Source organism: Ensifer sp. 4252, from assembly GCF_050434565.1.
In the GTDB taxonomy this organism is placed as follows: domain Bacteria; phylum Pseudomonadota; class Alphaproteobacteria; order Rhizobiales; family Rhizobiaceae; genus Ensifer.
On sequence record NZ_JBNDIU010000022.1, the window covers coordinates 79,763 to 104,342 of the forward strand.

The 24,580-nt window shown below is 62.1% G+C and carries 19 protein-coding genes; 11 read left to right on the forward strand and 8 right to left on the reverse strand.

Translation table 11 applies throughout. The annotated features are described in order from the left end of the window. Positions 1-9 precede the first annotated feature (9 nt). The 5 genes from ABIE33_RS28840 (at position 10) to ABIE33_RS28860 (ending at position 6,297) form a co-directional block, all read left to right on the forward strand. On the forward strand, positions 10-822 hold the full coding sequence (locus ABIE33_RS28840; RefSeq protein ID WP_429131430.1) for a MerR family transcriptional regulator: 813 nt from the start codon (positions 10-12) through the stop codon (positions 820-822). 323 nt (positions 823-1,145) lie between these two features. After that, positions 1,146-2,345, forward strand: a complete 1,200-nt coding sequence (locus ABIE33_RS28845) for an acyltransferase family protein (RefSeq protein ID WP_429131432.1) — start codon at positions 1,146-1,148, stop codon at positions 2,343-2,345. A 13-nt stretch (positions 2,346-2,358) separates the two neighbouring features. After that, entirely contained in the window at positions 2,359-3,462 is a 1,104-nt protein-coding gene (locus tag ABIE33_RS28850) for a glycosyltransferase family 2 protein (protein WP_429131434.1), read from the forward strand. Position 3,463: 1 nt separating this feature from the next. Then, a complete protein-coding gene (locus tag ABIE33_RS28855) occupies positions 3,464-4,492 on the forward strand; it encodes a glycosyltransferase family 2 protein (protein WP_429131436.1) in 1,029 nt (342 codons plus the stop codon). Between the two features lie 11 nt (positions 4,493-4,503). Then, on the forward strand, positions 4,504-6,297 hold the full coding sequence (locus ABIE33_RS28860) for an ABC transporter ATP-binding protein (protein ID WP_429131438.1): 1,794 nt from the start codon (positions 4,504-4,506) through the stop codon (positions 6,295-6,297). 177 nt (positions 6,298-6,474) lie between these two features. Here the strand turns inward: ABIE33_RS28860 and fba are convergent, their stop codons facing one another. Continuing rightward, entirely contained in the window at positions 6,475-7,518 is a 1,044-nt protein-coding gene (gene fba, locus ABIE33_RS28865; RefSeq protein WP_057211221.1) for a class II fructose-bisphosphate aldolase, read from the reverse strand. 753 nt (positions 7,519-8,271) lie between these two features. Here fba and ABIE33_RS28870 point away from each other — a divergent pair. From ABIE33_RS28870 to ABIE33_RS28885, 4 genes are read left to right on the forward strand one after another with little or no spacing between them, the layout of a single operon-like run. After that, positions 8,272-9,870: a peptide ABC transporter substrate-binding protein gene (locus tag ABIE33_RS28870; protein ID WP_429131440.1), complete on the forward strand. Its 1,599-nt coding sequence runs from the start codon at positions 8,272-8,274 to the stop codon at positions 9,868-9,870. Positions 9,871-9,924: 54 nt separating this feature from the next. Then, a complete protein-coding gene (gene oppB, locus ABIE33_RS28875; RefSeq protein WP_429131442.1) occupies positions 9,925-10,848 on the forward strand; it encodes an oligopeptide ABC transporter permease OppB in 924 nt (307 codons plus the stop codon). After that, positions 10,841-11,971, forward strand: coding sequence for an ABC transporter permease (locus ABIE33_RS28880; RefSeq protein ID WP_429131443.1), 1,131 nt, complete (start codon positions 10,841-10,843; stop codon positions 11,969-11,971). The genes oppB and ABIE33_RS28880 overlap by 8 nt, the downstream gene beginning before the upstream one ends. A gap of 1 nt (position 11,972) precedes the next feature. Next, positions 11,973-13,574 (forward strand): ABC transporter ATP-binding protein, encoded by a 1,602-nt coding sequence (locus tag ABIE33_RS28885; RefSeq protein ID WP_429131446.1) that lies wholly within the window; start codon positions 11,973-11,975, stop codon positions 13,572-13,574. 144 nt (positions 13,575-13,718) lie between these two features. Here ABIE33_RS28885 and ABIE33_RS28890 read toward each other — a convergent pair whose 3' ends face one another. Beyond that, positions 13,719-15,092 (reverse strand): sigma-54-dependent transcriptional regulator, encoded by a 1,374-nt coding sequence (locus ABIE33_RS28890; protein ID WP_429131448.1) that lies wholly within the window; start codon positions 15,090-15,092, stop codon positions 13,719-13,721. After that, positions 15,089-16,915, reverse strand: a complete 1,827-nt coding sequence (locus ABIE33_RS28895; protein ID WP_429131450.1) for a sensor histidine kinase — start codon at positions 16,913-16,915, stop codon at positions 15,089-15,091. The genes ABIE33_RS28890 and ABIE33_RS28895 overlap by 4 nt, the downstream gene beginning before the upstream one ends. A 248-nt stretch (positions 16,916-17,163) precedes the next feature. On the opposite strand from ABIE33_RS28895, the gene ABIE33_RS28900 reads away from it, so the two are divergent. Next, entirely contained in the window at positions 17,164-18,096 is a 933-nt protein-coding gene (locus ABIE33_RS28900) for a VOC family protein (protein WP_429131453.1), read from the forward strand. A gap of 69 nt (positions 18,097-18,165) precedes the next feature. Continuing rightward, positions 18,166-18,768, forward strand: a complete 603-nt coding sequence (locus ABIE33_RS28905; protein ID WP_429131455.1) for an alpha/beta hydrolase — start codon at positions 18,166-18,168, stop codon at positions 18,766-18,768. A 3-nt stretch (positions 18,769-18,771) separates the two neighbouring features. Here the strand turns inward: ABIE33_RS28905 and ABIE33_RS28910 are convergent, their stop codons facing one another. Genes ABIE33_RS28910 through ABIE33_RS28930 form a run of 5 tightly spaced genes read right to left on the reverse strand, consistent with a single transcriptional unit; the run spans position 18,772 to position 24,475 of the window. Beyond that, positions 18,772-19,884, reverse strand: a complete 1,113-nt coding sequence (locus tag ABIE33_RS28910) for an ABC transporter permease (RefSeq protein ID WP_429131457.1) — start codon at positions 19,882-19,884, stop codon at positions 18,772-18,774. Between the two features lies 1 nt (position 19,885). Further along, on the reverse strand, positions 19,886-21,034 hold the full coding sequence (locus ABIE33_RS28915) for an ABC transporter permease (protein ID WP_429131459.1): 1,149 nt from the start codon (positions 21,032-21,034) through the stop codon (positions 19,886-19,888). Continuing rightward, a complete protein-coding gene (locus tag ABIE33_RS28920) occupies positions 21,031-22,767 on the reverse strand; it encodes an ATP-binding cassette domain-containing protein (RefSeq protein ID WP_429131461.1) in 1,737 nt (578 codons plus the stop codon). Before ABIE33_RS28920 ends, ABIE33_RS28915 begins: the two co-directional genes overlap by 4 nt. Beyond that, positions 22,764-23,774, reverse strand: coding sequence for a secretion protein HlyD (hlyD, locus tag ABIE33_RS28925; protein ID WP_429131463.1), 1,011 nt, complete (start codon positions 23,772-23,774; stop codon positions 22,764-22,766). The genes ABIE33_RS28920 and hlyD overlap by 4 nt, the downstream gene beginning before the upstream one ends. Next, positions 23,771-24,475 carry a CerR family C-terminal domain-containing protein gene (locus ABIE33_RS28930; RefSeq protein WP_429131465.1) on the reverse strand — a complete coding sequence of 235 codons (705 nt, stop codon included), beginning with the start codon at positions 24,473-24,475 and terminating at the stop codon, positions 23,771-23,773. The genes hlyD and ABIE33_RS28930 overlap by 4 nt, the downstream gene beginning before the upstream one ends. Positions 24,476-24,580 lie beyond the last annotated feature (105 nt).

A 24,580-nucleotide genomic window follows, 5' to 3' on the forward strand; every position in this document is an offset into this window, starting at 1 on the left:
AAAGAAAAAATGGGCAGCGTGCGCTACAAGGTTGCCGAAGCTGCACGATTGGCGGGTGTATCCGCCTCGACGCTCCGATTGTGGGAAACCCAAGGGCTGGTCGTGCCCGAGCGCTCGCCGACCGGCCATCGGCAATACACCGAAAGCGATCTTGCCCGGCTGAAGCGCATTTCCTGGTTCCGCGTCGAGCGCGGACTCAATCCCGCTGCCATCAGGGAAGCGCTCGAAGCGGAAGCGGCCGGGGACGACGACGCGCCCGTACCGGGCGAAAGCGGTCTCGACAATCAGGTCGGCCGCAAGCTGCGCAGTCTTCGGCATGCCGCCGGCAAGACTCTCGAACAGGTCGCAGGCGACGTCGGCATTGCAGCTTCCGTCCTCTCGACGCTGGAGCGAACCTCGCAGGGCGTGTCTGTCGCTGTTCTGCACAACATCGCCGAGTATTTCGGGTCGACGGTTTCGAGCCTGTCGGGCGAAGAGGAGACCGATGCTCGAGCCGTTGTCCGTGCGGGAGAATGGCGCACCTGGCCGAAGACGACGCCCGGCGTCACTGTCCAGCTTTTGGCGGACGGTCGCAACCAGATGGACTGCCATCGTTTCGTGCTGGAGCCGGGTGCTTCGAGCGAAGGCGCCTATCGGCATGATGGCGAAGAGTTCGTCTATGTGCTTTCGGGGCGTGTGGAGTTCATTCTCGACAGCGAACAGTTCTACGACCTGAGCGTCGGCGATTCGCTCTACTTCGAAAGCAAACGCCGTCATGCCTGGACCAACCGGCATGATGGCGAAACGGTTCTTCTTTGGGTCAATACGCCGCCGACATTCTAAGCCTCGGGCTGACTTGAGGACGTTCGTTTCTGAAACGAAACAAGCGCTTGCGATTCGGGTTCTGCAGCGGCGACCGAATTTGCGGGCGTCGCGTCGGCCGCCAGCCGACGGTATCCGCGCGCGGTTGCCAATCAAGCGGTCAAAGTTTGGCCCTATTCAGCCCTAAGGTTTTGGGGGCCGCCCTCAACGCGTCTTGCGACCGACCGGACCCTTCGCGCTTCTTGGAAGCAAATGGCAAACCTCGCGGCAAAAATCGTAGCTGACCAAGGAGTTGGCTCCACAGGAAGTAGACCGCAGCGGTCGGAACTCCGAGGGGACGTTTAATGCTGACCATGCGCGACCGGCAACTGGACGGACTGAGAGCCGCTGCCGTTTCGATGGTGCTGTATGCGCATTTCTTTGCCGCCGACGATTCCCATTGGGGGCATGTCGGCGTAAGGCTGTTTTTCGTGCTCAGCGGCTTTCTTATAACGCGGCTGCTCCTCGACGCGCGTTCCGCGGCACAGTTCGAAGCAGCGACCGCCCTCAGGTCGTTCTATATTCGCCGCGCCCTGCGCATCTTCCCACCCTATTTCGGCATGCTGGGCCTCGTGTGGCTCGTCAACCTGGAAGGCGCCAAGGAAGGCTGGGCATGGCACGCGCTTTATCTCTCGAACTTTTGGTACGCGCTCAAGGATGCGTGGACGCCGTGGGTGCTCTGCCACACCTGGAGCCTGAGCATTGAAGAACAATTCTACATCGTCTGGCCGCTCCTTATTCTGCTGACGCCGCGCCACTGGATTGGGCGGCTATGCGTCGGCGTCATCGCCTGTTCGCTGGCATACCGCTTTTGTTGGCCGCTCACGGGGGAGCCATCGCTTGCACGAGACCTGCTGCCTCTGGCATCGATGGATGCGCTGGCGGCTGGTGCCCTCTTGGCTGTTCACCGATCGACGGCCACGGCCTGGCCGCGATGGATGACAGTCAGTTGGCTGCCGCTTTCCATATTATCCCTCGTGCTGCTTTGGGGTCGATCGATGCCGGTGGGGCCGGTGCTCGATTGGGTCGTTTGGATCGGTCTCGAAGTTCTGCCTCTCGTTCCGCTTGCAATGTTGGTCGGCAGCGCTTCCGCCGGGTTTCGCGGCGATTTCGGCAGGTTGCTGGAACTCCCGCCGCTGACGGCGCTCGGGCGCGTGAGCTATGGCGTCTACCTGTTTCATCCTGTCGTGCTGGCGCTCGTCGTCAAAGCGCAGGGGTGGATACCGGTCAACGTTTCGGAACAGGGCGTCGGGCGTTTGGTCGTTGCAGGTGCCGCCACTTTGGCCGCGGCGACGTTCTCCTGGCTGGCGTTAGAGAAGCCGCTCAACGCCCTGAAGCGGCACTTTCCCTATCTTCGTGCCGACGGTCGGCCAGGTACAGCGGCCGCGGGTGCTGGAAGCGCTGTCGACTGGTTTCAGGGGCGGGGGGACGAGCGGCCGCATCCGGCTTATCGTGCGGACGCTGCTGGCCGGGGAAACGCGCTTCCAGCCTCAGATCTGCAATAACTCGAGGTTGTTCATGACCGTTCCGTTGGTTTCCGTCCTGCTGCCCGTCTACAACGCCGAGCCCTATCTCGCCGCGGCGCTTGAGAGCATCTTGAGGCAGGACTACCAGCGGCTGGAGATCATCGCCATCGACGATGGTTCGCGTGATCGCTCACTGGAAATCATGCGGCGTTATCAAAAGGCCGACGGCCGCGTCACCATCATCTCCCGCGAAAACCGCGGTTTGATCGCGAGCTTGAACGAAGGTCTCGCTCTGGCAAAGGGCGATCTGATCGCCCGGATGGATGCGGACGACATTTCCTATCCGTCACGGCTGTCGCGGCAGGTGTCGCTGTTCATGCAACAGCCGCAGCTCGCGCTGTGCGGCACCCGCATCGATACGCTCATCGGCGATCGTATTGTCCGCGGCACGCCCAATCCGATCTATCGACCGGAGAACCTGAAGGCGCTGTCGATGTTCTTCACGATCTTCATGCACTCGACCGTCGTCTACAACAGGCATGTCATTCCGGAGGATATGCTCACTTATGACGCGCTTTATGTGCATGCGGAGGATTTCGATCTCTTCCGGCGCGTCACTGACCGTTTTCCGGCGACGATGATCGACGAGGCCATGGTCGCCTATCGTATCCATGGCAACAGCGTGACGAACAAGCACAAGCGCCAAATGCGCCGCACCCACCTGCAGATTGTTGCTGAAAACCTCGAGCGCGAACGTCTTTGCGACGATCCCCAGGCGCTCAATGACATCGGCCTTGCCGTCACGCCCGAAACGATCGGAAACGCCGCGAACTGCATTCTGGCGCTCGAAGACAGGATTTCCGGGTACCCGCAGCAAAGCCTCGCCGGCTATGAGGAAGGCGCCTTGAACCTCTTCTATTTCCTCTACCAGCTTGTCAGCGACGAGCGGCGGCCGCAGCTCACCCATGAGTTCCTGACGCGGACGGGCAAATGGGGGCTTATCCGGCGCCGGGAGCGATACGGCCTCATTGCAGGCGTTCATGCGCCCTGGTGCAGCAGCGTGTCGCTGGCTGCGATGAGGCGCATGGATGCCCTGTCGCGATACCTGCAGTCCGTGCCGGCAGCCAACGTCCTTCCCCGTCATGGCCCGGTCTAGTATGACAGTCGCACGTCCGGCAGGGGCGGCAACGGAACGCGCGAATGCGACGGAGACGCCGTGGGTGCCGAGGTCGGCCGCGCGCGAAGAGACCTTCGCAAGCTTCATCGTTTGCACGCGCAACCGCGTCGAGGCGCTCGATGCCTGTATCCGATCGATCGAGGCGGCGTGCCGCTCCCATGCCGTAGGTCGATGCGAGCTTGTCGTGGTGGATAACGGCTCCACGGACGGCACGCCCGATCGCATCATCCGGATTGCGGCCGCGTCGCCCATGGCGATCACGCATGCCGTCGAGACCCGACCGGGCCTGGCTGCCGCCCGAAATACGGCAATGGCATATGCGCGCGGCAAGATCCTGATCTTCATCGATGATGACTGCGAAGTCGACGTCGGCTATCTGCGCGATCTGGAACGCCACTGTGCAGGCGGCGTGGACGGGGTCATCCGCGGCGGTCGCGTCGAGCTCGGCAACCCCGCCGACTTGCCGTTCACCATCAAACGGTCGAACGTGCGCGAACGGCTGACGCATGCGGTTCATCCAGGCGGCTTCGTGCTGGGCTGCAACATGACGATGCATCGTGATGTCGCATTGCGCGTCGGGCCCTTCGACGAACGGTTTGGGGCCGGCGCGCCGTTACTGTCGGCAGAGGACACCGATTATCTCGTGCGCGCCGATCGGCTTGGTATCCCCGTCGAATATGTCCCCGACATGGTCGTCTTCCATCATCACGGCCGTCGCGCACGGGCGGCAATCGAGACGCTTCATTGCAACTACAGCTTCGGCAATGGCGCGCTTTGCCTGAAGCACCTGCGCACCGCGCCGTGGCTGCTGCGGCATTTCTGTTGGACCGTCAGGTCGGCGTTCGGAGAAATCTTCGGTGGCGCCCGGTTCGACCCGGTCTTGCACCTGTCGCACTGGCCGATCGTTTTCATGAACCTACTCGGTGCCCTCAAGTTCGTGGGCCTGTTCGTCGTCGAGCGGTCGCCAGGTCCGGCCGAGCAACGGGCCGAAGAGCAACTCCAACGCTGAGGACGGTCGCCATGTTCAGAATCTTCTTGCCGGGCCTGCAGCTCTTGCGCGATGCACTGGGCGGACAAATGCGTCTGCTTCCGGCCGTGGTGATTCTCGGCCTTTGCAGCGCAGCACTCGAGGGCGTCGGGATCGGTCTCATCATCCCCATGCTCGGCATCATTGCGGGCGATCAGAATCCGGCGGCATTGAACGGCGTCTCCTCGCTGTTCCAACAGGTCGGATCGGGATTGGACGACGGCGAGCGGCTGATTGTCATCGCCGGCGCGGCCTTTGCCTTGATCGCGCTTAAGAACGTCCTCGCCTATGCCAACACCGTGCTCGCGACCTTCATCTACGGCAAGGCAGGACACTCGATCCGCAGCGCCCTATCGGGTCAACTCCTGCGGGTCGGTTTTCCCTTCTTCATGAAGGAGAATCCGGGGCGGCTGCTCAACATCATTTCAAATGAATCCTGGCGGGCCTCCGATGCAATCCAGACCGTACTTGCGGCGCTCGTGAATGGCTCGGCCGCCGTCATTCTCCTGGCATTCCTCCTACTTCTGTCCTGGCAGATGACGCTGTTTGTGGCGCTAGGCCTCGTTCTCGTCCAGCTCGTGCACTACGTCCTGTCTGCAACCCTCAAGGGGCCGAGCCGAGAAGTCACCTCCTTCAACAGCGAGCTTGCCGCTCGAATGCTCCATCTTGTTCATGCCGGCCGTTTGATACGGATATTCGGCCAGGAGGCACGGGAGAAGGCCGTGTTCGATACGGCGTCGGATGCGGTCAGACGCGCCGGGTTCTCGCTACAGGCCCGTCAGGGCGTGCTGCCGCCACTCACCGAGACGCTCCACTCCGCCCTCTTCCTGGCTGTGGTTGTCGCCGCATGGTCTGTCGGCGTCAGCTTTCCCGTCATCGTTGCCTTCGTGGTCCTGCTCTATCGCTTGCAGCCGCACGTGCGTGCGCTGCAATTGTCCTGGAGCCAGATCCAGGGCTGGAGCGGCTCATTGGAAGAGGTGCGGTGGCTGTTGGACGCATCCGACAAGCCAAAGCCTCCCGAGGGGAGGGAGCCATTCGATTGTCTGCGACACCAGCTGAGATTTGATCGGGTGACTTTCCGATATCCGAGTTCGGGTCCGCGCGCCGTGGTGCTGCATGCCGCGACATTCAAAATCCGTGGCGGCTGCTCGACGGCGGTCATCGGCCGGTCCGGTGCCGGGAAGACGACGATCGTCAATCTGTTATGCCGCTTCGTCGAACCGGGCGAGGGGCAGATCCTCGTCGATGGTGTCCCCCTGAACCGGATAGACCCGGTTCAGTGGCGGAGCCAGATCGCGCTCGCCAGCCAGGATCTGGAATTGGTGGATGGTACGATCCTGGAGAACATTACCTACGGCCGGGAGGCGACCACGGCCGAAGTGGAGCACGCGGCCAGGATGGCCGAAGCGCACGGCTTCATCGAAAGTCTGCCGCAGGGCTATCAAACCGTCGTCGGATACAGAGGCGCCAGCCTCTCGGCGGGGCAGCGGCAGCGGGTTGCGCTGGCCAGAGCCCTCGTGCGCGACCCCGAAATCCTGATCCTGGACGAAGCCACCAACGCGGTCGACGGCCTGTCCGAAGCGGCCATCGTCGAGACGCTGAAATCGAGGGCCGGGCGCCGCACGACAATCGTCATCAGTCATCACCGCAGCACGATTTCATTCTGCGACGATGTCGTCATCCTCGGTGGCGGCCGAGTGAAAAGCCAAACGCCTTTCGCTGACGTGGCCACCTTGAGCATGGATCAGCTTTACGAGCACGGAGCGGCGGGCGAGCGCCGCGCCTGAATGAGCACTGGGCCCAAGCGAGCAACTCGCCGAACCAGCCACCATGATCGAAACGAAATCGGTGCGCGGCCTGCTTGATCACGGGCCGCACGCCGATTGTTGTCTATCGCCAAGCGCTCGAACAGGCCGCCCCTTTCCCGTCGTTCCGTTGGGAACAGGGGCGGGGCGGTTCGTGGATCAGGCTGCTGCGTAGCGCTTTGCCATCTCCGGCAGGCGCAGGGTGCGGATCTTCGATGCCTTGCCGGCGGTGCGGAAGGCTTCGAAACGCTCCCTGCAAACCTCGGTCATGAGAGCTGTTGCCGGCTTCAGATAGGTGCGCGGGTCGAAATTCTCGGGGTTTTCAGCGAAGTTCTTGCGGATCGTACCGGTCATGGCCAGACGCAGGTCGGTGTCGATGTTGACCTTGCGGACGCCGAGCGGAATCGCCTTCTGGATTTCCGACACCGGAACGCCCCAGGTCGGCTTCATCTTGCCGCCATAGGTGTTGAACAGATCCTGCAGGTCCTTCGGAACGGAGGACGAGCCATGCATGACGAGGTGCGTGTTCGGCAGGCGCTTGTTGATCTTGGCGATCGTTTCGATCGACAGGATGTCGCCATCCGGCTCGCGAGTGAACTTGTAGGCGCCATGGCTCGTGCCGATGGCAACCGCCAGCGCGTCGACGCCAGTCTTGGTGACGAAGTCGAAAGCCTGCTCCGGATCGGTCAGCAACTCCTCACGTGACAGCTTGCCTTCGAAGCCGTGGCCGTCTTCCTTGTCGCCGGCGCCGGTTTCCAGGTTGCCGAGGCAGCCGAGTTCGCCTTCGACGGAGACGCCGGCCGCATGGGCGATCTTCACGACTTCTGCCGTGACGGCGACATTGTATTCATAGCTGGCGACAGTCTTACCGTCTTTTTCCAGCGAACCGTCCATCATGACGGAGGTAAAGCCGTTGGTGATTGCCGAGATGCAGGTCGACGGCTGGTCGCCGTGATCGAGATGCAGACAAACCGGAATGTGGGGATATTCTTCTGCCGCACCCAGGATGAGATGGCGTAGGAACGCATCGCCCGCATAGGAGCGAGCGCCGCGGCTTGCCTGTAGGATGACGGGAGAATCAGTCGCGTCAGCTGCGCGCATGACGGCCTGAATGTATTCGAGATTGTTCACATTGAACGCCGGCAGCGCGTAGTCGTTCTCCGCCGCATGGTCGAGCAGTTGCCGCAATGTGATCAATGCCATTCGATATCTCCCTTTAGTGTTTCGGCGCAGCCTTGTGCGCCACGAAAATTGGTCCGGCGAGGCGCCGCACGTGCTTGCATCGACGCAAAGTCGATGGCCGGATTTCTCGTGCGACGTGACAACGCGTGCGAAATGGTCGCGCCCACCGAAGTCTGGCGCACAATAGTTCATCAAAGTGGTTTGGCAACGGTCGAAGGGCGGCCTGCGAGGGGTACCGAACGCGCTTCAATCGATTTTACTGTGGACTGGATGCAACAGAGCGGATCTAACCGTTTCGCTTTCTAGTGGTGCGCCAGGGACGAGCGGGTCGGGGAAGGTCAATACCACTTTTCCGCGTGCCGATGGCGGGTTGCACCGAGCCTGAAAACACCTATAGGGAAACACAGTGTCGCTGCTGGGTGAACGCTCTGCAAGAAGATTGCGGCAAAGGCTCCATTTATTTCCGCACATTACGTAAACTGCGCCTTGAATTCACAAAGTTTGCATCAGGGCCGATTCTTGCCGTCCTGGAGACAGAGCGGCGCTCGCATCTAAAACGTTGCAGTAGAAACGCGTGGATTGCCGCCCGGTTGTCACACCTGCGTCGCAAAAACGACGAAAATGATCGCAAACGAAATACAACCTGAGATTTCGTAAAAATATGGCTCTATAGATAAAGATGCAGCGGGTTGCAGAATCCGCCTTGCGTTCGAGAAAGATTTGCACTTCTCTCCTGCGATCACAAACCCAAAAAAGGGGAAGGAGAGAAACAAAATGGCCTCACTGAAACTCAACCTAAGCGCCGCCGCGCTGATCGGCTCGTTGCTCATCGGAGCAAGCCCGGCTCTTGCCGAAGCTGTCCTGCATCGTGGCAACGCCGGTGAGCCGCAGACGCTGGACCAGGCCCATACGTCGATCAACATCGAAGAGTTCATCCTCAAGGATCTCTACGAAGGCCTGACGATCTATGACGCCGCTGGCAAGATCGTCCCGGGTGCAGCCGAAACGTGGGAGCTTTCGGACGACGGTACCGTCTATACCTTCAAGCTGCGCGCTGACGCGAAGTGGTCCGACGGTTCGCAGGTAACGGCAGAAGATTTCGTCTTCTCGTTCCGCCGCGTCGAAGACCCGAAGGTCGCGGCCGGCTACGCCAACATTCTCTTCCCGATCAAGAATGCCGAAAAGGTCAACAAGGGCGAACTGCCGACCGACCAGCTCGGCATGAAGGCTGTCGACGAAAAGACGCTTGAAATCACGCTTGAGCGCCCGACCCCGTTCTTCCTCGAACTGCTTGCGCACCAGACGGCACTTCCGGTCAGCAAGGCAAGCGTTGAAAAGAACGGCGCGGACTTCGTCAAGCCCGGCGTCATGGTTTCGAACGGCGCGTTCACGCTCTCCGCGCACGTTCCGAACGACAGCCTGACCGCCGTCAAGAACCCCAACTACTGGGATGCCGCCAACGTCAAGCTCGACAAGGTCATCTTCTACCCGATCGACGACCAGGCCGCTTCGGTTCGCCGTTTCGAAGCCAAGGAAATGGATCTCGCCTACAACTTCTCGGCCGATCAGCTCGATCGTCTGCGCAAGTCCCATGGTGAACAGGTCCACGTTTCGCCGACGCTCGCGACCTACTACTACGCCTTCGATACCCGCCAGGAGCCCTATAGCGACGTTCGCGTTCGCCAGGCCCTTTCGATGGCTGTCGACCGTGACTTCCTTGCCAAGGAAATCTACGCCGGTTCGCAGCTGCCGGCATACTCGATGGTGCCCCCAGGCATCGAGAGCTATGGCGACCCGTCCAAGGCCGAGTTCGGCACCCTGTCGCAGCTCGATCGCGAAGACAAGGCACTGGCTTTGATGAAGGAAGCTGGTTACGGCGAAGGCGGCAAGCCGCTCGAAATCGAGCTGCGCTACAACACCAACCCGAACCACGAGCGCGTTGCAACGGCTGTTGCCGACATGTGGAAGAACACCTTCGGCGCCAAGGTGTCGCTGGTGAACCTCGACGTGTCCTCGCACTACGCCTACCTGCAGGAAGGCGGCAAGTTCAACGTTGCGCGCGCCGGCTGGGTTGCCGACTACGCCGATGCCGAGAACTTCCTCGCTCTCAGCCTCAGCTCCAACAAGACCTTCAACTACGGCCACTTCGAAAACGCTGAATTCGACGGCCTGATGAAGAAGTCCTACGAGGAGCAGGATCCGGCAGCTCGCTCCAAGCTGCTGCATGAAGCCGAAGCCCTGCTGATGAAGGAACAGCCGATCGCTCCGCTTCTGACCCAGGCCGACCTGTGGCTGGTTTCGGACCGCGTCAAGGGCTGGCAGGACAACTCGCCGAACCAGCACCTGAGCCGGTTCTTGAGCGTCGCCGAATAACGAACAGGGACGACGCGCGGCGAAAAGGCCGCGCGTCGCCTCCGGAGCACGTCAATGATTTCCTTCATCCTTCGCCGATTGGCGAGTGCGGTGCCGACCCTGTTTATCGTCGTCACCATTTCCTTTTTCCTGATGCGGTTTGCCCCAGGCGGCCCCTTCAACCTCGAGCGTCCCCTTCCGCCGCAAACGATGGCGAACCTGATGGCGACGTATCAGCTCGACCAGCCCCTGTGGCGCCAATACGTTCACTATCTCAGCAATGCAGTGACCGGCGACTTTGGCCCGAGCTACATCTACAAGGATAACAACGTCGCGCAGCTGATCGGCAAGGGCTTGCCCTATTCGATGGAGCTCGGCCTGTACGCGCTGCTGTTCGCCGTAATCGGCGGCGTTATCGCCGGCACGATCGCAGCGCTTAGGCAAAACAGTATCCTCGACTTCACGATCATGTCGGTCTCGACGCTCGGCGTCACCGTACCGAACTTCGTCGTCGGCCCTGTCTTGACGCTAGTCTTCGCCATTGTCCTGGCCTGGTTGCCGGCCGGCGGTTGGGGCGACGGTTCGATGCGCTTCCTGATCCTGCCGATGATCGCGCTCGCACTGCCGCAGCTCGCGGTCTTTGCGCGCCTTACCCGCGGTTCGATGATCGAGGCGCTGCACACCGACCATATCCGCACCGCCAAGGCCTACGGCCTCCCGGCAAGGACAGTCGTCATCACCCACGCCATGCGCGGTGCGATGCTGCCTGTCGTCTCCTATCTCGCACCTTGCGCGGCGGCATTGCTCACCGGTTCGGCCGTGGTCGAGACGATCTTTACCATTCCGGGCGTCGGTCGCTACTTCGTCCTCGGGGCGATCAACCGCGATTATACGCTGGTGATGGGTACGGTCATTCTCGTCGCCATCTTCGTTATCGTTTTCAATCTTTTGGTCGACATTCTCTACGGCCTGCTCGATCCGAGGGTTCGCCATGACTGATATCGTCCAGACACCGGCGGCAACGCCGGAAACCAAGGGGCGCAGCCTCTTCCAGCTGGCGGCCATGCGCTTCAAGCGCAACCGTGCGGCCATGGCTGGCTGCATCATGCTGGCCCTCATCGCGGTATTCTCGTTCCTGGGGCCGCTGTTTGTGCCGCACACCTATGATCAGGTGTTCCCGTCCTACGTGAATATCGGCCCGAGCCTCGAGCCGCGCCCGGATACGTCCACCCTGCAAGGCGTGATGGAAGGGATCGCGACCCGTGCCCGCGTCACGCTCAAGGAGTTCAACATCGACGGTGAGACCTTCACCGCGACGATCACCTCGGAGCAGCCGATCGATGCGCGCGCGACGCGCTACTTCGATCGCGCCAACGAGTTCCGCGACACCCAGGTCGTGGCAACCGAGGACGAAGGTCGTAGCCTCAAGGTGACCGGCCAGGTGAACCGCGAGTATTTCCCGTTCGGCACCGATTCGAACGGCCGCGACCTCCTGGTCCGCGTCATGCTCGGGGGCCAGATCTCGATTGCCGTCGGTCTTTTGGCAAGTCTTGTGTCGCTCGGCATCGGCGTCGTCTACGGCGCGACGTCGGGTTATATCGGCGGCCGCGTCGACAACGTCATGATGCGACTGGTGGAGATCATGTATTCTCTACCCTTCGTGTTCCTCGTCGTCGTGCTCGTGGTCTTCTTCGGGCGCTCGTTCATCCTGATCTTCCTGGTGATCGGCGCGGTCGAATGGCTGGATATGGCACGTATCGTGCGCGGTCAGACGCTGGCGCTGAAACGACGGGAGTTCGTCGGTGCGGCCCAGGCGCTCGGTCTGACGGACTGGCAGATCATCCGCCGGCACATCATTCCGAACACCATCGGTCCGGTCATCGTTTTCGTCACGGTCGTCGTGCCGAAGGTGATCCTGCTCGAGAGCTTCCTCTCCTTCCTTGGCCTTGGCGTTCAGGCGCCGCTGACGAGCTGGGGAGCGTTGATTTCTGAAGGCGCCAACAACATCCAGTCGGCACCCTGGCTGCTGATCTTCCCGGCCATCTTCTTTGTTCTGACGCTGTTCTCGTTGAACTTCGTCGGCGACGGCCTGCGCGACGCGCTCGACCCGAAGGACCGCTGATATGGCAGACATCAACGAAACCATTCTGGCCGTGCGCGGCCTCAAGGTGAACTTCTCGACGCCGGACGGTACGGTCGAAGCGGTCAAGGGCATCGACCTCGATGTGCGCACCGGCGAGACACTTGCGGTCGTCGGCGAGTCCGGCTCCGGCAAGAGCCAGACGATGATGGGCATCATGGGGCTGCTCGCCAAGAACGGCACCGTCACCGGTTCTGCCCGCTATCGCGGCCAGGAGCTGGTGGGGCTTTCGCCCAAGGCGCTCAACGGCGTGCGCGGTTCCAAGATCACCATGATCTTCCAGGAGCCGATGACGTCGCTCGATCCGCTGTATACGATCGGCCGGCAGATTGCCGAACCGATCGTCCATCACCGCGGCGGCACATTCAAGCAGGCGCGCAAGCGCGTGCTGGAACTGCTCGAACTGGTCGGCATCCCGGAACCGGGCCGACGCATCGACAGCTATCCGCACGAGCTTTCGGGCGGCCAGCGCCAGCGTGTGATGATCGCGATGGCGCTTGCCAACGAGCCTGACCTCTTGATCGCCGACGAGCCGACGACAGCACTCGACGTCACGATCCAGGCACAGATCCTCGATCTCCTGAAGTCGCTGCAGAAGCGCTTCGGCATGGCGATTGTGCTGATCACGCACGACCTCGGCATCGTCAAGCATTTTGCCGAGCGCGTCGCGGTGATGCGCCGCGGCGAAGTGGTCGAGCAGGGCACGACCGCCGACATCTTCGAGCGGCCGCAGGCCGACTACACGAAGATGCTGCTTGCTGCCGAACCGAGCGGCCGCAAGGCACCGCCGTCAGATAACGCGCCGATCATCCTTGAAGGGCGGGACGTCTCGGTCGATTACTCGATCGGCGGCGGGTTCTTCACCCGCGGCAATGCCGTCTTCCGCGCGGTCGACAAGGTCACCCTGCGGCTTCGCGAAGGTCAGACGATCGGCGTGGTCGGCGAATCCGGCTCCGGCAAGTCGACGCTCGGGCGTGCCTTGCTGCGGCTTCTGCCGAGCAGCGGCTACTACCGCTTCGGAACGACTGACATCTCCGGCTTCGACCGCGGCCAGATGCGTCCGCTCAGGCGGGCGCTGCAGCTGGTGTTCCAGGACCCCTACGGCTCGCTCTCGCCGCGCCGGACCGTTGGTGAAATCATCACCGAAGGTCTCCAGGTGCACGAGCCCGCGCTCAGCCGTGCCGACCGCGATCGTCGCGCCATCGAGGCGCTCAAGGAAGTCGGGCTCGACCCGGCGTCGCGCAACCGCTATCCGCACGAATTTTCGGGTGGCCAGCGGCAGCGCATCGCGATTGCGCGGGCGGTGATCCTGAAGCCGAAGGTCGTCATTCTCGACGAGCCGACATCGGCACTGGACCGTTCGGTGCAAGGTCAGGTGATCGAACTTCTGCGCGATTTGCAGCGCTCGCATGGCCTGTCCTACATCTTCATCAGCCACGATCTTTCGGTGGTGAAGGCGATGTCGGATTACGTGATCGTCATGAAGAACGGCAAGATCGTCGAAGAAGGCGATACGGACGCGATCTTCGTTGCCCCGAAGGAGCCTTACACCAAGACGCTGATCGGGGCCGCTTTCAACGTCTAAGGCGAGAACCTTGCCATTGCTTTGCAGGGGCGCGGCATCCGCGCCCCTGTTCTCGTTTTGATTGGGCGCAGCAGTGGTGCGGGTACGCGGTATTGCGGGGACACCATGTGCACGACGTCCGCCGTCGCCGCCTGGTCGCCAGCGTTAACGCCCGTCGCCTTCGCCGGACAGGTCCGTCGCAATGAGTTTCTTGTCCAGCCCGAATTTCTGCATCTTTTCGTAGAGCGTTTTCCGGGAGATGCCGAGCGACTCGTAGACCGGCTTCAGGGCGCCACCGTGGGTGGCTATGGCGTTGGCGATCAGCCCCTTTTCAAAAGCTGCGACCTTTTCCGCCAGACGGCTGCCATTCGGCCCGGACGAAGCGATCTCGTAGGAAGTCGTATCGAGCCCGAGCCCGAGCACCAGCCTTTCGGCGGCGTTACGCAATTCGCGCACGTTACCCGGCCAGTTGCGTTCCGCCATCTCGGCCAGCAGGTTCTGTGACACGTCCACTTCGTCCCGGCCGTAACGAGCCGCGGATTCCCGTACGAGCTGCAGGAACAGCAGCGGAATGTCGGCACGACGTTGCGTCAGCGGCGGCACGCGCAGCGTCGCAACATTGAGGCGATAGAGAAGGTCGGGCCGGAAGCGGCCGGCGGCCACTTCCGGCTCGAGATCCACCTTGTTGGTGGCGATGAAGCGAACGTCCAGCGGCACGACCTCGTTAGAGCCGAGCCGCGTGATCACGCGCTCCTGCAGCACGCGCAGAAACTTGGCCTGCAGATCGATCGGCATCGAGCCGATCTCGTCGAGCAGGATAGTGCCGCCGCGTCCATGTTCGAACTTGCCGTAGCGTGGGCGGATTGCACCCGGAAACGCCCCGGGCTCGTGTCCGAAAAGCTCGCTTTCGATCAGGTTTTCGGGCAGGGCTGCGCAGTTGATGGCGATGAAGGGGTTGTTTGCCCGGCCGCTCAGATCGTGCAAGGTGCGGGCCACGACCTCCTTGCCGACGCCGGTGTCGCCGATGATCAAGGTGTCGGCATCAGAGGCACCGATTGCGCGGACCCGATAGCGCAGATCGACCATGACCTGACTGCGGCCGGGCAGCCGCTGCTCGATGTCGTCGCGCTTGCCGGCCACCGCCTTGAGCCGTCGGTTTTCGAGTACCAGTGCGCGCCAGTCGAGCGCGCGACGAATGGTGCCGGCGAGCATCTGGGCGGTGAACGGCTTTTCGACGAAGTCATAGGCACCTTCGCGCATGGCGCGGACGGCAAGCTGAACGTCGCCATGGCCGGTGACAAGGATCACCGGCACCTCGACGTCGATCTCGCGGATGCGCTGCAGGAAGGTCATCCCGTCCATGCCCGGCATGCGGATATCGCTGATGACGACACCGGGAAAGCTGAAGCCGATGAACTCCAGGGCGTGTTCTGCGCTCGCGAATGTATCGACACGGAAGCCGGCGAGTTCCAGCGCCTGCGCACTCGAATGGCGCAACTCCTCTTCGTCATCGACAAGCAGCACACGGCTTTCGATCATTCGGCGGCCTCCTGGCCCTGCTCATCGGCGGCGGGAAGTTCGATGCGGAATTCCGCACCGCCTTCGGCAATGTTCGTGGCGATCAGGCTGCCGCCGAAATCCTTGACGATGTTATAGGAAATCGACAGGCCGAGACCCAGCCCCTTGCCAACGCCTTTGGTTGAAAAGAACGGGTCGAAGATGCGCTCGGCGATCGCTGCGGGTACGCCGGGACCGCGGTCGATGACCGCAAGCACGACCTTGTCGCCATCGCTCCAGGCGCGAAGCCGGATGCGGCGATCATCCAGCCCCTCGACCGCGTCGGCCGCGTTGGAAATGACATTGACCAACACCTGTTGCAACCGGACAGAACCGGCGCGCACCACCAGCGGCGCTGGACCAAGATCGATGTCGATGTCGGCCGCTGCCGCCTTCAGCCTGACGGCGACAATCTCCATCGTGTCGCGCACGACATCTTCGATCAGCACCGGCCCCAGCTTCTCGTTGGGCTTGCGCGCAAAATTGCGCAGATGCCGGCTGATTGCCGCCATCCGGTCGACCAGGCCGGAAATGCGGCGGATGTTGTCGCTCGCCTCGTCGGCGCGCCCGCGCTCGATCAGCAAGGCTGCGCTGTCGGCATAGGTCTTTGCAGCCGCCAGCGGCTGGTTGAACTCGTGCGAAAGCGCTGCGGACATCTGGCCAAGACCGGCGAGCTTGCCCGCCTGGATGAGGTCGGCCTGGGTCCGGCGCAACTGCTGCTCGGTCTGGCGCCGTTCGGCGACTTCCTCTTCGATCTGCACGTTGACGCGAGCGAGGTCAGCCGTGCGTTCGTCCACGCGTCGCTCGAGTTCGACCTGCGCTTCCGCCTGCATCGAGATGCGCTCGTTGAGCCGGGCGCGGCGCTGCCAGAGAATGGCGGCTGCAAGTCCGGTGAGGCACAGAAGCAGGACGGCGGCGAGGACGGTCGTGAGCGCCTGGGTGCGAACGGATGCGGTGTCAGTCAGCACATTCACCGTCCAGTCGGCATCAGCCATGTACTGCGACAGCAGAAGGTACTCCCGGCTCGTATCGCCGGAAGCGATCGTCATCAGGTCGTGATCGGTCAGGCGGTCACGCGTGAGCGGCAGTGCTCGCAATGTCGCATTGGCGTAGCGCCGCGATGTCTCCGTGCGCGTAAGCCGCTCGGGCGTCAGCGGCAGGACGGATGCATAGAGCCATTCCGGCGTGCCGGACATGAAGATGATGCCCTCCGGGTCGGAAACGAAGATCTTGTATTCGCCACCCTGCCAGGATGCCTCGATGCTCTCGATATCGACCTTGAAGACAATGACGCCGCGAATGTCGTCACCCACGCGGATTGGTGAGCCGAAATAGTAGCCGCGTTTCAGAGACGTCGTGCCGAGCGCATAGAACCGGGACTGCTGCCCCCGCAGGGCCTCCTGGAAGTAGGGCCGATAGCTGAAATTCTGCCCGACGAAGCTCGTCGGGCCGTCATAGTTGCTGGCAGCAATCGTGTCGCCGTCCGGCGTGATCACATAGATATCGGATGAATTGAGAAGTGCATTGATATCCTTGAGATAGGCGTTCACGGCCTCTCTTAGTCGACGGTCGCGCGGGCGGGTCGCAAGTTCCCGGATGTCGTCGTGGTCGGCGATCAAAGCCGGCAGAGCCTGATAGCGGTTGAGGTGCCCATCGAGGGCCGCCACTGCGAGCGTGAGTGCCGTATTTGCCTGCGCCGATGCTTCATCGAGATAGCTGCGCGTGGCCACGGCATTGCCCTGCAAGGCGAGCGCGGCGACCGCCAACGGCAACAGGATGACAGCAATGACCAGGCGGTATTTCACGGAATGTCTGGGCTCCTCCTCCCGCACGTTCCCGACAGCCACGAGGTGGCCGATACCGATCTTAAGCAGCAGCCGGTTCACCCACAAGGCATGGAGCCTCCGGTCGCCGTTCGTTCAACGATTTTCCGCAGTCGTCAACAGTATGTTGACAATGCGTTTGGTCGCGCGCGCCTTTCGCAACGGTCCGGATGAGCGCATCTATGCGTCATGAGAAAGCCCGGTCTTGGCGGGCGGAAAGGATCACGGCAATGCTCAATCAGATCAAGGGCCTGCACCACGTTACATCGATGGCGGACGACGCCTTCACCAACAATCAGTTCTTCACGAAGACGTTGGGCATGCGCCGCGTCAAGAAGACGGTGAACTTCGACTCTCCCGACGTCTATCATCTCTACTATGGCGACGAGGCCGGCACGCCCGGCACGGTGATGACCTATTTCCCCTTTCCGCAAATGCCGCGCGGACGTGCCGGCACCGGCGAAGTCGGGACCACCGTCTTTTCCGTTCCCGAAGGGGCACTCGGTTTCTGGCGCGAGCGGCTTTCGAGCCTGGGCGTCTCCGGGCTGAAGGATGAAGAAACATTCGGTGAAAAGCGCTTGAACTTTGCAGGCCCTGATGGTGACGGCTTTGCGCTGGTCGAAACACGCGACGATCCGCGGGCCCCATGGACCGGCGGCGGCGTATCACAGGACCATGCGATCCGCGGCTTCCATTCGGCTGCAATGCGGCTGCGCGACGAAGGAGCGACGGTGGAGCTTCTGAAGTTCATGGGCTATGAGGAGTTGGACCGCAAGGACGGCGTCAGGCGCCTGATTATGCCTGATGGCAACGGCGCGGGTCTAATCGACCTTGAGACCATGCCGAACGTCAACCGCGCGGCACAGGGCGCGGGTTCCGTACATCACATCGCCTTTGCCGTCGACAATCGCGAAAAGCAGCTTGAAGTGCGCAAGGCCCTGATGGACACCGGCTACCAGGTCACCCCGGTGATCGATCGCGATTATTTCTGGGCCATTTACTTCCGCACGCCGGGCGGGGTCTTGTTCGAAATTGCCACCAACGAGCCGGGCTTCAACCGCGATGAGGACCTGGCGCATCTCGGCGAGGCGCTGAAGCTGCCACAGCAGCACAAGCATCTGCGGCCGGTTCTCGAAAACCATCTGCAGAAGCTGGAAGCCTAAGGTGCACGGCGGCCGGGCGATGCTCCGCCGCCGATGCCCCACCATCCAGCAAGCGATAAGGAGATTTCTATGGCCGATCATGGCTATGTGCACAAACTGAAGGCCGGCGAGCCCGGCAATCCGATCTTCTTCGTCTTCCACGGCACGGGTGGCGACGAAAACCAGTTCTTCACCTTCGGTACGCAGTTGCTGCCTGAAGCAACGATCGTGTCGCCGCGCGGCGACGTATCGGAGCATGGCGCTGCCCGCTTCTTCAAACGCACCGGCGAAGGCGTCTACGACATGGGGGACTTGTCGCGGGCAACGAAAAAGATGGCCGAATTCGTGAGGAGCCTCGCAGGCGAACACGAGGCGTCTGAGGTCATTGGCCTCGGTTACTCGAACGGGGCGAACATTCTTGCCAACGTGCTTATCGAGAACGGCCTTTTCGACAAGGCGGTCCTGATGCATCCGCTGATTCCGTTCCGCCCGAGGGACAATGCAGCGCTTGCAGGGCGCCACGTGCTGATCACGGCCGGCGAGCGTGACCCGATTTGCCCGGCGCCTCAGACGCAGGCCTTGGCGGACTATTTCAAAGCGCAGGGCACGGCCACCGAGATCGAATGGCATGCCGGTGGGCACGACATCCGCCAGAACGAAATCTCCGCGATCGAGCGTTTCATCAAGGGCTGATATTCATTCCAACCGGCGGCGGAACAGCCATGAAGCGGCCGAGAGCGTGACAAAGGCGATGACGCAGAGCGGAATCGTCTGGCGCACGACCTCGGCCAACGGAATATCCTTCAGGAACACCCCCTTCACGATCACCAGGAAGTAACGGAGCGGATTGACAAGCGTGACCGGCTGCAGCCAGGCGGGCATGTTCTCGATCGGCGTCGCAAAGCCCGAGAGCAACATTGCCGGCACCATGAACAGGAAGGCGCCGAGGATGGCCTGCTGCTGCGTCATGGACAGCGCTGAAATGAACAGGCCGAGACCGACCACGGCTGCAAGATAGAACACCGCACTGCCGTAGAGCAGGAACAGCGAACCACGCAGCGGCACGCCGAAGATGAAGACGGCGGCGAGAATATAGACCGTGATGTGAAACAACCCGATCATCATCGGCGGGATCAGCTTGCCGATCAGGATCTCATGCGTGCGCAACGGCGATACCATCAACTGGTCGAACGTGCCGAGTTCCCGTTCGCGCGCGATCGAGAGCGCAGTGACGATCAGCCCGATCAACAGTGCAATGCTGGCGACGAGATTGGGCACCATGAACCATTGATAGGTGAGGTTGGGGTTGAACCAGTTTCGCGCCACGACCGCAACGGCCTCCGACGCCATGCGCTTGCCGGCCGGCGTATCGGCCGCGAGCGTGCCGACGATGCGTCCGAGATAGCCCGAGACGATCTGCGATGCATTCGATCGACGCCCGTCGAGAATGATCTGGACCTTGGCGGGCCTGCCTGCCTCTATGTCGCGCGAGAAGGTTGGGCCGATCTCCAGGGCGGCGATAGTGCGTTGCCTGTCGATGGCGTCGCGAACCTCGTTCTGATCGTCGGTGAATGCAATGCTTCGAAACGTCGGAGAGCCATCGATCCGTTCGACGAGTTCTTGCCCCCAATGGCCGTTGTCACGATTGAGGACCATGACGTCGACATTCGTCACTTCGAGCGTCGCCGCGTAGGAAAAGACCAGAAGCTGCACGATCGGCGGTCCAATCAGAATTGCGCGGCCCTTGGGGTCACGCAGCACTGCCAGCAGTTCCTTGACGATCAGCGCCTTTAGCCGGGTCCACCACATGTCAACCGATCCTCTTGCGGGTGCTTCGTGCCGCGAGCGCGAAAAAGACGCAGCCGATCAGCAGCATGACGGCAATCGCCTGCAGGAACATCGGCCAGATGTCGCCTGCCAGAAACACCGTCTGCAGGCTCGGAATGAGATAACGGGCCGGCACGATGAAGGTGATCCACTGGATGACCGTCGGCATGGAGTTGATCTCGAACAGGAATCCGGACAGCAGAAACGCCGGCAGGAAGGCCGAGATCAGCGCCAGTTGCGAGGCCAGGAATTGGTTCTTGGTCGCCGCGGAAATCAAAAGCCCCTGGCCGAGCGCCGGCATCAGGAACGTCGCCGAAAGCGCGTAGAGGGCTGCAACGGAGCCCCGGAACGGTACGCCGAAGAGAAAGACCGCCAAGAGCACACAGAGCGTCATCGACGCCAGCCCGAGTAGAAAATAGGGCAGCAGCTTGCCGGCGAGCAGCTCCGCCGCCGATACAGGCGTCGCCATCATCGCCTCCATCGTGCCGCGCTCCCACTCACGCGCGACGACCAGTGAAGTCAAAAGCGTGCCGACGAGGGTCATGACGATGGCAATCGAACCGGGCACGAGGAAATTCCGGCTGGTCAGCTCCGGATTGAACCAGAACCGTTGCTCCGCGGAAATTGGCGGTGGCCGGCCGGCATCCTCCTCGAGCCGTTGGCGTTCCCAGTTGGTGACTGTCGCCTGTGCGTAATTCTGCACGAAATTGGCCGTGTTCGGCTCCGAGCCGTCGACGAGAACCTGCAATGCCGGGTGTCGTCCGGCGGCGTGATCCGCAGCAAAGCGGGCAGGGATGATGACGAGGCCGCGGATACGCCCGAGCACGAGATCGTCCTCGAAATCGCGGCGGTCGCGGCCAAGGCTGACCGAGAAGTAGCGCGATGCCTGAAAGCCCGCGGCGAGATCGCGCGTCAGGGGCGTCTCCTGTTCCACCACGAGGCCTATGCGTGTTTGCGTGGTATCGAGCGATACGCCATAGCCGAACAGGAACAAGAGGATCAGCGGCAGGACGAAGGCGATGAGGATACTGCTCGGATCGCGAACAATCTGGTAACTCTCCTTGCGCACCAGCGCGATAAAGCGGCGTCCGCGTCCGGTCGTCGGCGCTTCCATCGGTGCGGGCGCGCTCATGCCGCGGCCTGTTTTTCTTCAGATCCCTGCACCAGGGCGATGAAGGCGTCTTCCATCGTCGGGTCGGGGTGGGCGGTATCGGCCACCTGCTTCTTCAGGTCGTCGGGCGAACCCAGCGCGATAGAACAGCCACGATAGATGAGCGAGATCCGGTCGCAATATTCGGCCTCGTCCATGAAGTGGGTGGTGACCAGCACGGTCACGCCCTTTTCGACGAGGCCATTTATATGGGTCCAGAACTCGCGTCGCGTGATCGGGTCGACGCCAGAGGTCGGCTCGTCAAGGAACAGCGCTTCAGGCTCGTGCAGAACCGCGCAGGCAAGGGCGAGGCGCTGCTTGAGGCCGAGCGGCAGGTCCTTGGCGGACATGTCGAGCAGACGGCCAAAGCCGAAAATCTCGACCATCAACCGTGTCCGTTCCTTCTTGCGCTCCCCGGATAGGCCATAGACGCCGGCAAAGAAATTCAGGTTCTGCGCCACGCTGAGATCGCCATAGAGCGAGAATTTTTGAGCCATGTAACCGAGGCGGTTGCGGGCTTCGGCGGCGTCCCGGCGCAAGTCGAAGCCGGCGACCCGTCCTTCACCGGCGCTCGGCTTCAACAGTCCGCAGAGCATCTTGAAGGTCGTCGATTTTCCGGCGCCGTTGGGGCCGAGAAGCCCGAAGATCTGGCCGCGCGGAATCTCGAAGGTGATGTCGTCGGCAGCGGTGAAGTCGCCAAAGCGTTTTGTCAGGCCATGGGCCTCGATCACCGGTTTGCCGTTCTCGTTGGTAAACGGCGTCTGCGCCTCAGCCAGTTTAGAGCGGCCGCCCGGACCGCCCCCGAGCATGTCGATGAACGCGTCTTCGAATCGGGGCGGAGTGAGGCTCGCCCGCGGCGCGGCTTTGGCTTTCTCCGGCTGGGCTGATGGCGGAGCCGCCCCTGAGGCCATGACCAGGCGGATGGCCTCACCCTGGATGACGCCATCGACGACGCCATCCTCATCAAGATAACGCGCAAGCGCCTCGCGGCGGCGTCCCGTGATGCCGGAAATCTTGAAGACACGATCGGCGACACGTCCCGTCAACTCGGCGGGGGCGCCAGCAAAAAGCAGCTTGCCTTCGTTCAGCAACATCACTCCGTCACAGGCTTCCGCCTCGTCGAGATAGGCTGTCGACCAGACGACGCCGATGCCGGAGGCCGTCAGGTTTTCGACCATCTTCCAGAGATCGCGCCGAGAGATCGGGTCGACACCGACGCCTGGCTCATCAAGCAGCAACAGACGGGGTTTGCGCAACAATGCGCAGGCAAGCCCGAGCTTCTGCTTCATGCCACCTGAAAGCTTACCCGCCATGCGGGATGTAAAGCGCTTGAGGTCGGTGAATTCGAGCAGTTCGTCGTACGTCGCAGTGCGTTCGGCGAGCGGAAGGCCGCGGAGGTCCGCATAAAGATCGAGGTTCTCCTGTACGCTCAGGTCTTCATAAAGGCCGAAGCGCTGCGGCATGTAGCCGATGGACGCCTGAATGCTGGCGGGGTCCTTGGCGGTGTCGAAACCGAGGACCTCTACCTTTCCCCGGTCGGGCAGCATCAGGCCTGTCATCAACCTGATCAGCGTCGTCTTCCCAGCGCCGTCAGGGCCGACAAGACCGGTGATGCGGCCGCCAAGAATTTCGCCATCGATATGATCGAGCGCGGGCGCGCGCTCGCCAAAGCGCTTTACCACGCCGGAGATCCGAACGAAGGGTTCGTCGGTCATGGCACGCGTCCTTCAGCCGGTGGCAGGCGTACGGTGACGGGCATGCCCTGGCGCAGATCTTCTCCCGGATTGGTCACCACGATACGCAGCCTGTAGACGAGATCGGTGCGCAGTTCCGGTGTTTCGACCGACTTCGGCGTGAATTCGGCAACAGGAGAAATGAAGCCTACCGTTGCCGCATAAGGCCGGTCCGGGGCGGTATCCGAGATGATCTCGACCTTCATGCCGGGATGCACGCGGCCGAGGTCGGGTTCGGCGACGTAGGCGCGAACCCAGACGGGCTCATTCAGCGAAAGCACATAGGCCGTATCCGATGGCGCAATCATCGCGCCGGGCTCGCGCACACGGGAAAGCACAATGCCGTCGCTCGGCGCCAGTAACTGCGTATCGGAAAGCGAGGTGCGCGCGCTGGCGAGCCTGGCTTCGGCAGCCTGCACCTGTGCGGTTGCTGCGGCGATGTCTTCGACCCGACTTCCTTCCTCAAGCAGTGCAAGTGCCTCGCGGGCGGAGGTGGCGCGAGCGGCCGCCGCGGCGCGAGCGGCGCTTGCCTCGTCAAGGTTCGCCTGCGAAATCGTGCCATTCGGCCGCAATTGCCGGGCGCGCTCATAGGCGAGTTCGGAATTCTGGAGATCGGCGAGACGCTCCTCATGGAGGGCGCGCGCCTGAGCGATCTCGGTCTTGCGTGCACCGGCTTTCAGCTTTTCAAGATTGGCGCGCAGCGCACCGAAGTCAGCCTCGGCCGCGTCGACCGCCTGCTGAAAAGGCGTGGCGTCGAGGCTGCCGAGGACGTCACCAGCCTTGACCGGATCTCCCTCGTCGACAGTCAGTTTGTCGATACGCCCGCTGACGCGGAAGCCGAGAGACACCTGCCTGATATCGACATTGCCGTAAAGCACCGAAGCTGGCCGCTGTTCGGTCCATCCGAGCCGCGAGGGAAGCTCGAACCACCAGCCGGCGGCTACTGCTCCGGCGAGGACGACGACGGGGATGAGTGCTTTCCGGTTCATAGGTGGCGCTCCCCCTTCTCTCCGAGCGCTTCGACGAGGCCGGCGGCATGGCGGTGCAGCATCTCAAGTTCAGCAGGACCGACGGCCTCCCACTGCATCTGGCGCAGCAGTGCGGCATGCGCCATGCGGAAGACGAGGATGCTGCCGACGAAAGACAACGTTTTCAGTCGGACCTGCTCCGACGCCGGGTCCTCGCCAAGGATCGTGCCGACCAGCCGACCGGCCATGCCGATCATCGGCCCCATGATGTTTTCATAAACCCGTGCGAAGGCTTCCGTGGGCTCCATCTGTTCGCGGATGATGAAGCGGGCCCAGCTTTCGGACTGCCGGCTGACGAAGAGGCCGACCATCCGCTGGACCATCTGCGTTAGCAAGGCGCGTGCTTCCGTCGGGCTCATGGCGCCACCTTCTGCATCAAGCCGTGCCAGGCGCTCCAGGATGGTGGTTCGCAGATCGGCGACATGTCCGCCGATGATCGCCGCCAGATGCTCGGCGGCGGCGATGTAGAGGCCTTCCTTGCCGCCGAAGTAATAGGGGATTGCCTGCAGGTTGACGCCGGCCGCATCCGCCAGCTTGCGGGTGCTTGCCCCGTCGAAGCCGTAGCGTCCGAAGACGTCGATCGAGGTCGAAAGCAGCTTCTCTTTCGTGATGTCACCGCGATCGGGTTTTGGTGTGGACTGGGAATTTTTGTCTTTCATCATGTGCGCATATTGCAGTATTCGAGTGATTAAGTCAATCGAATGAATGCGCGCCAGCGCCTCCGATCGATCGGTCCGCCATTTTCCAAGAGGATGGCTTGGTATGTC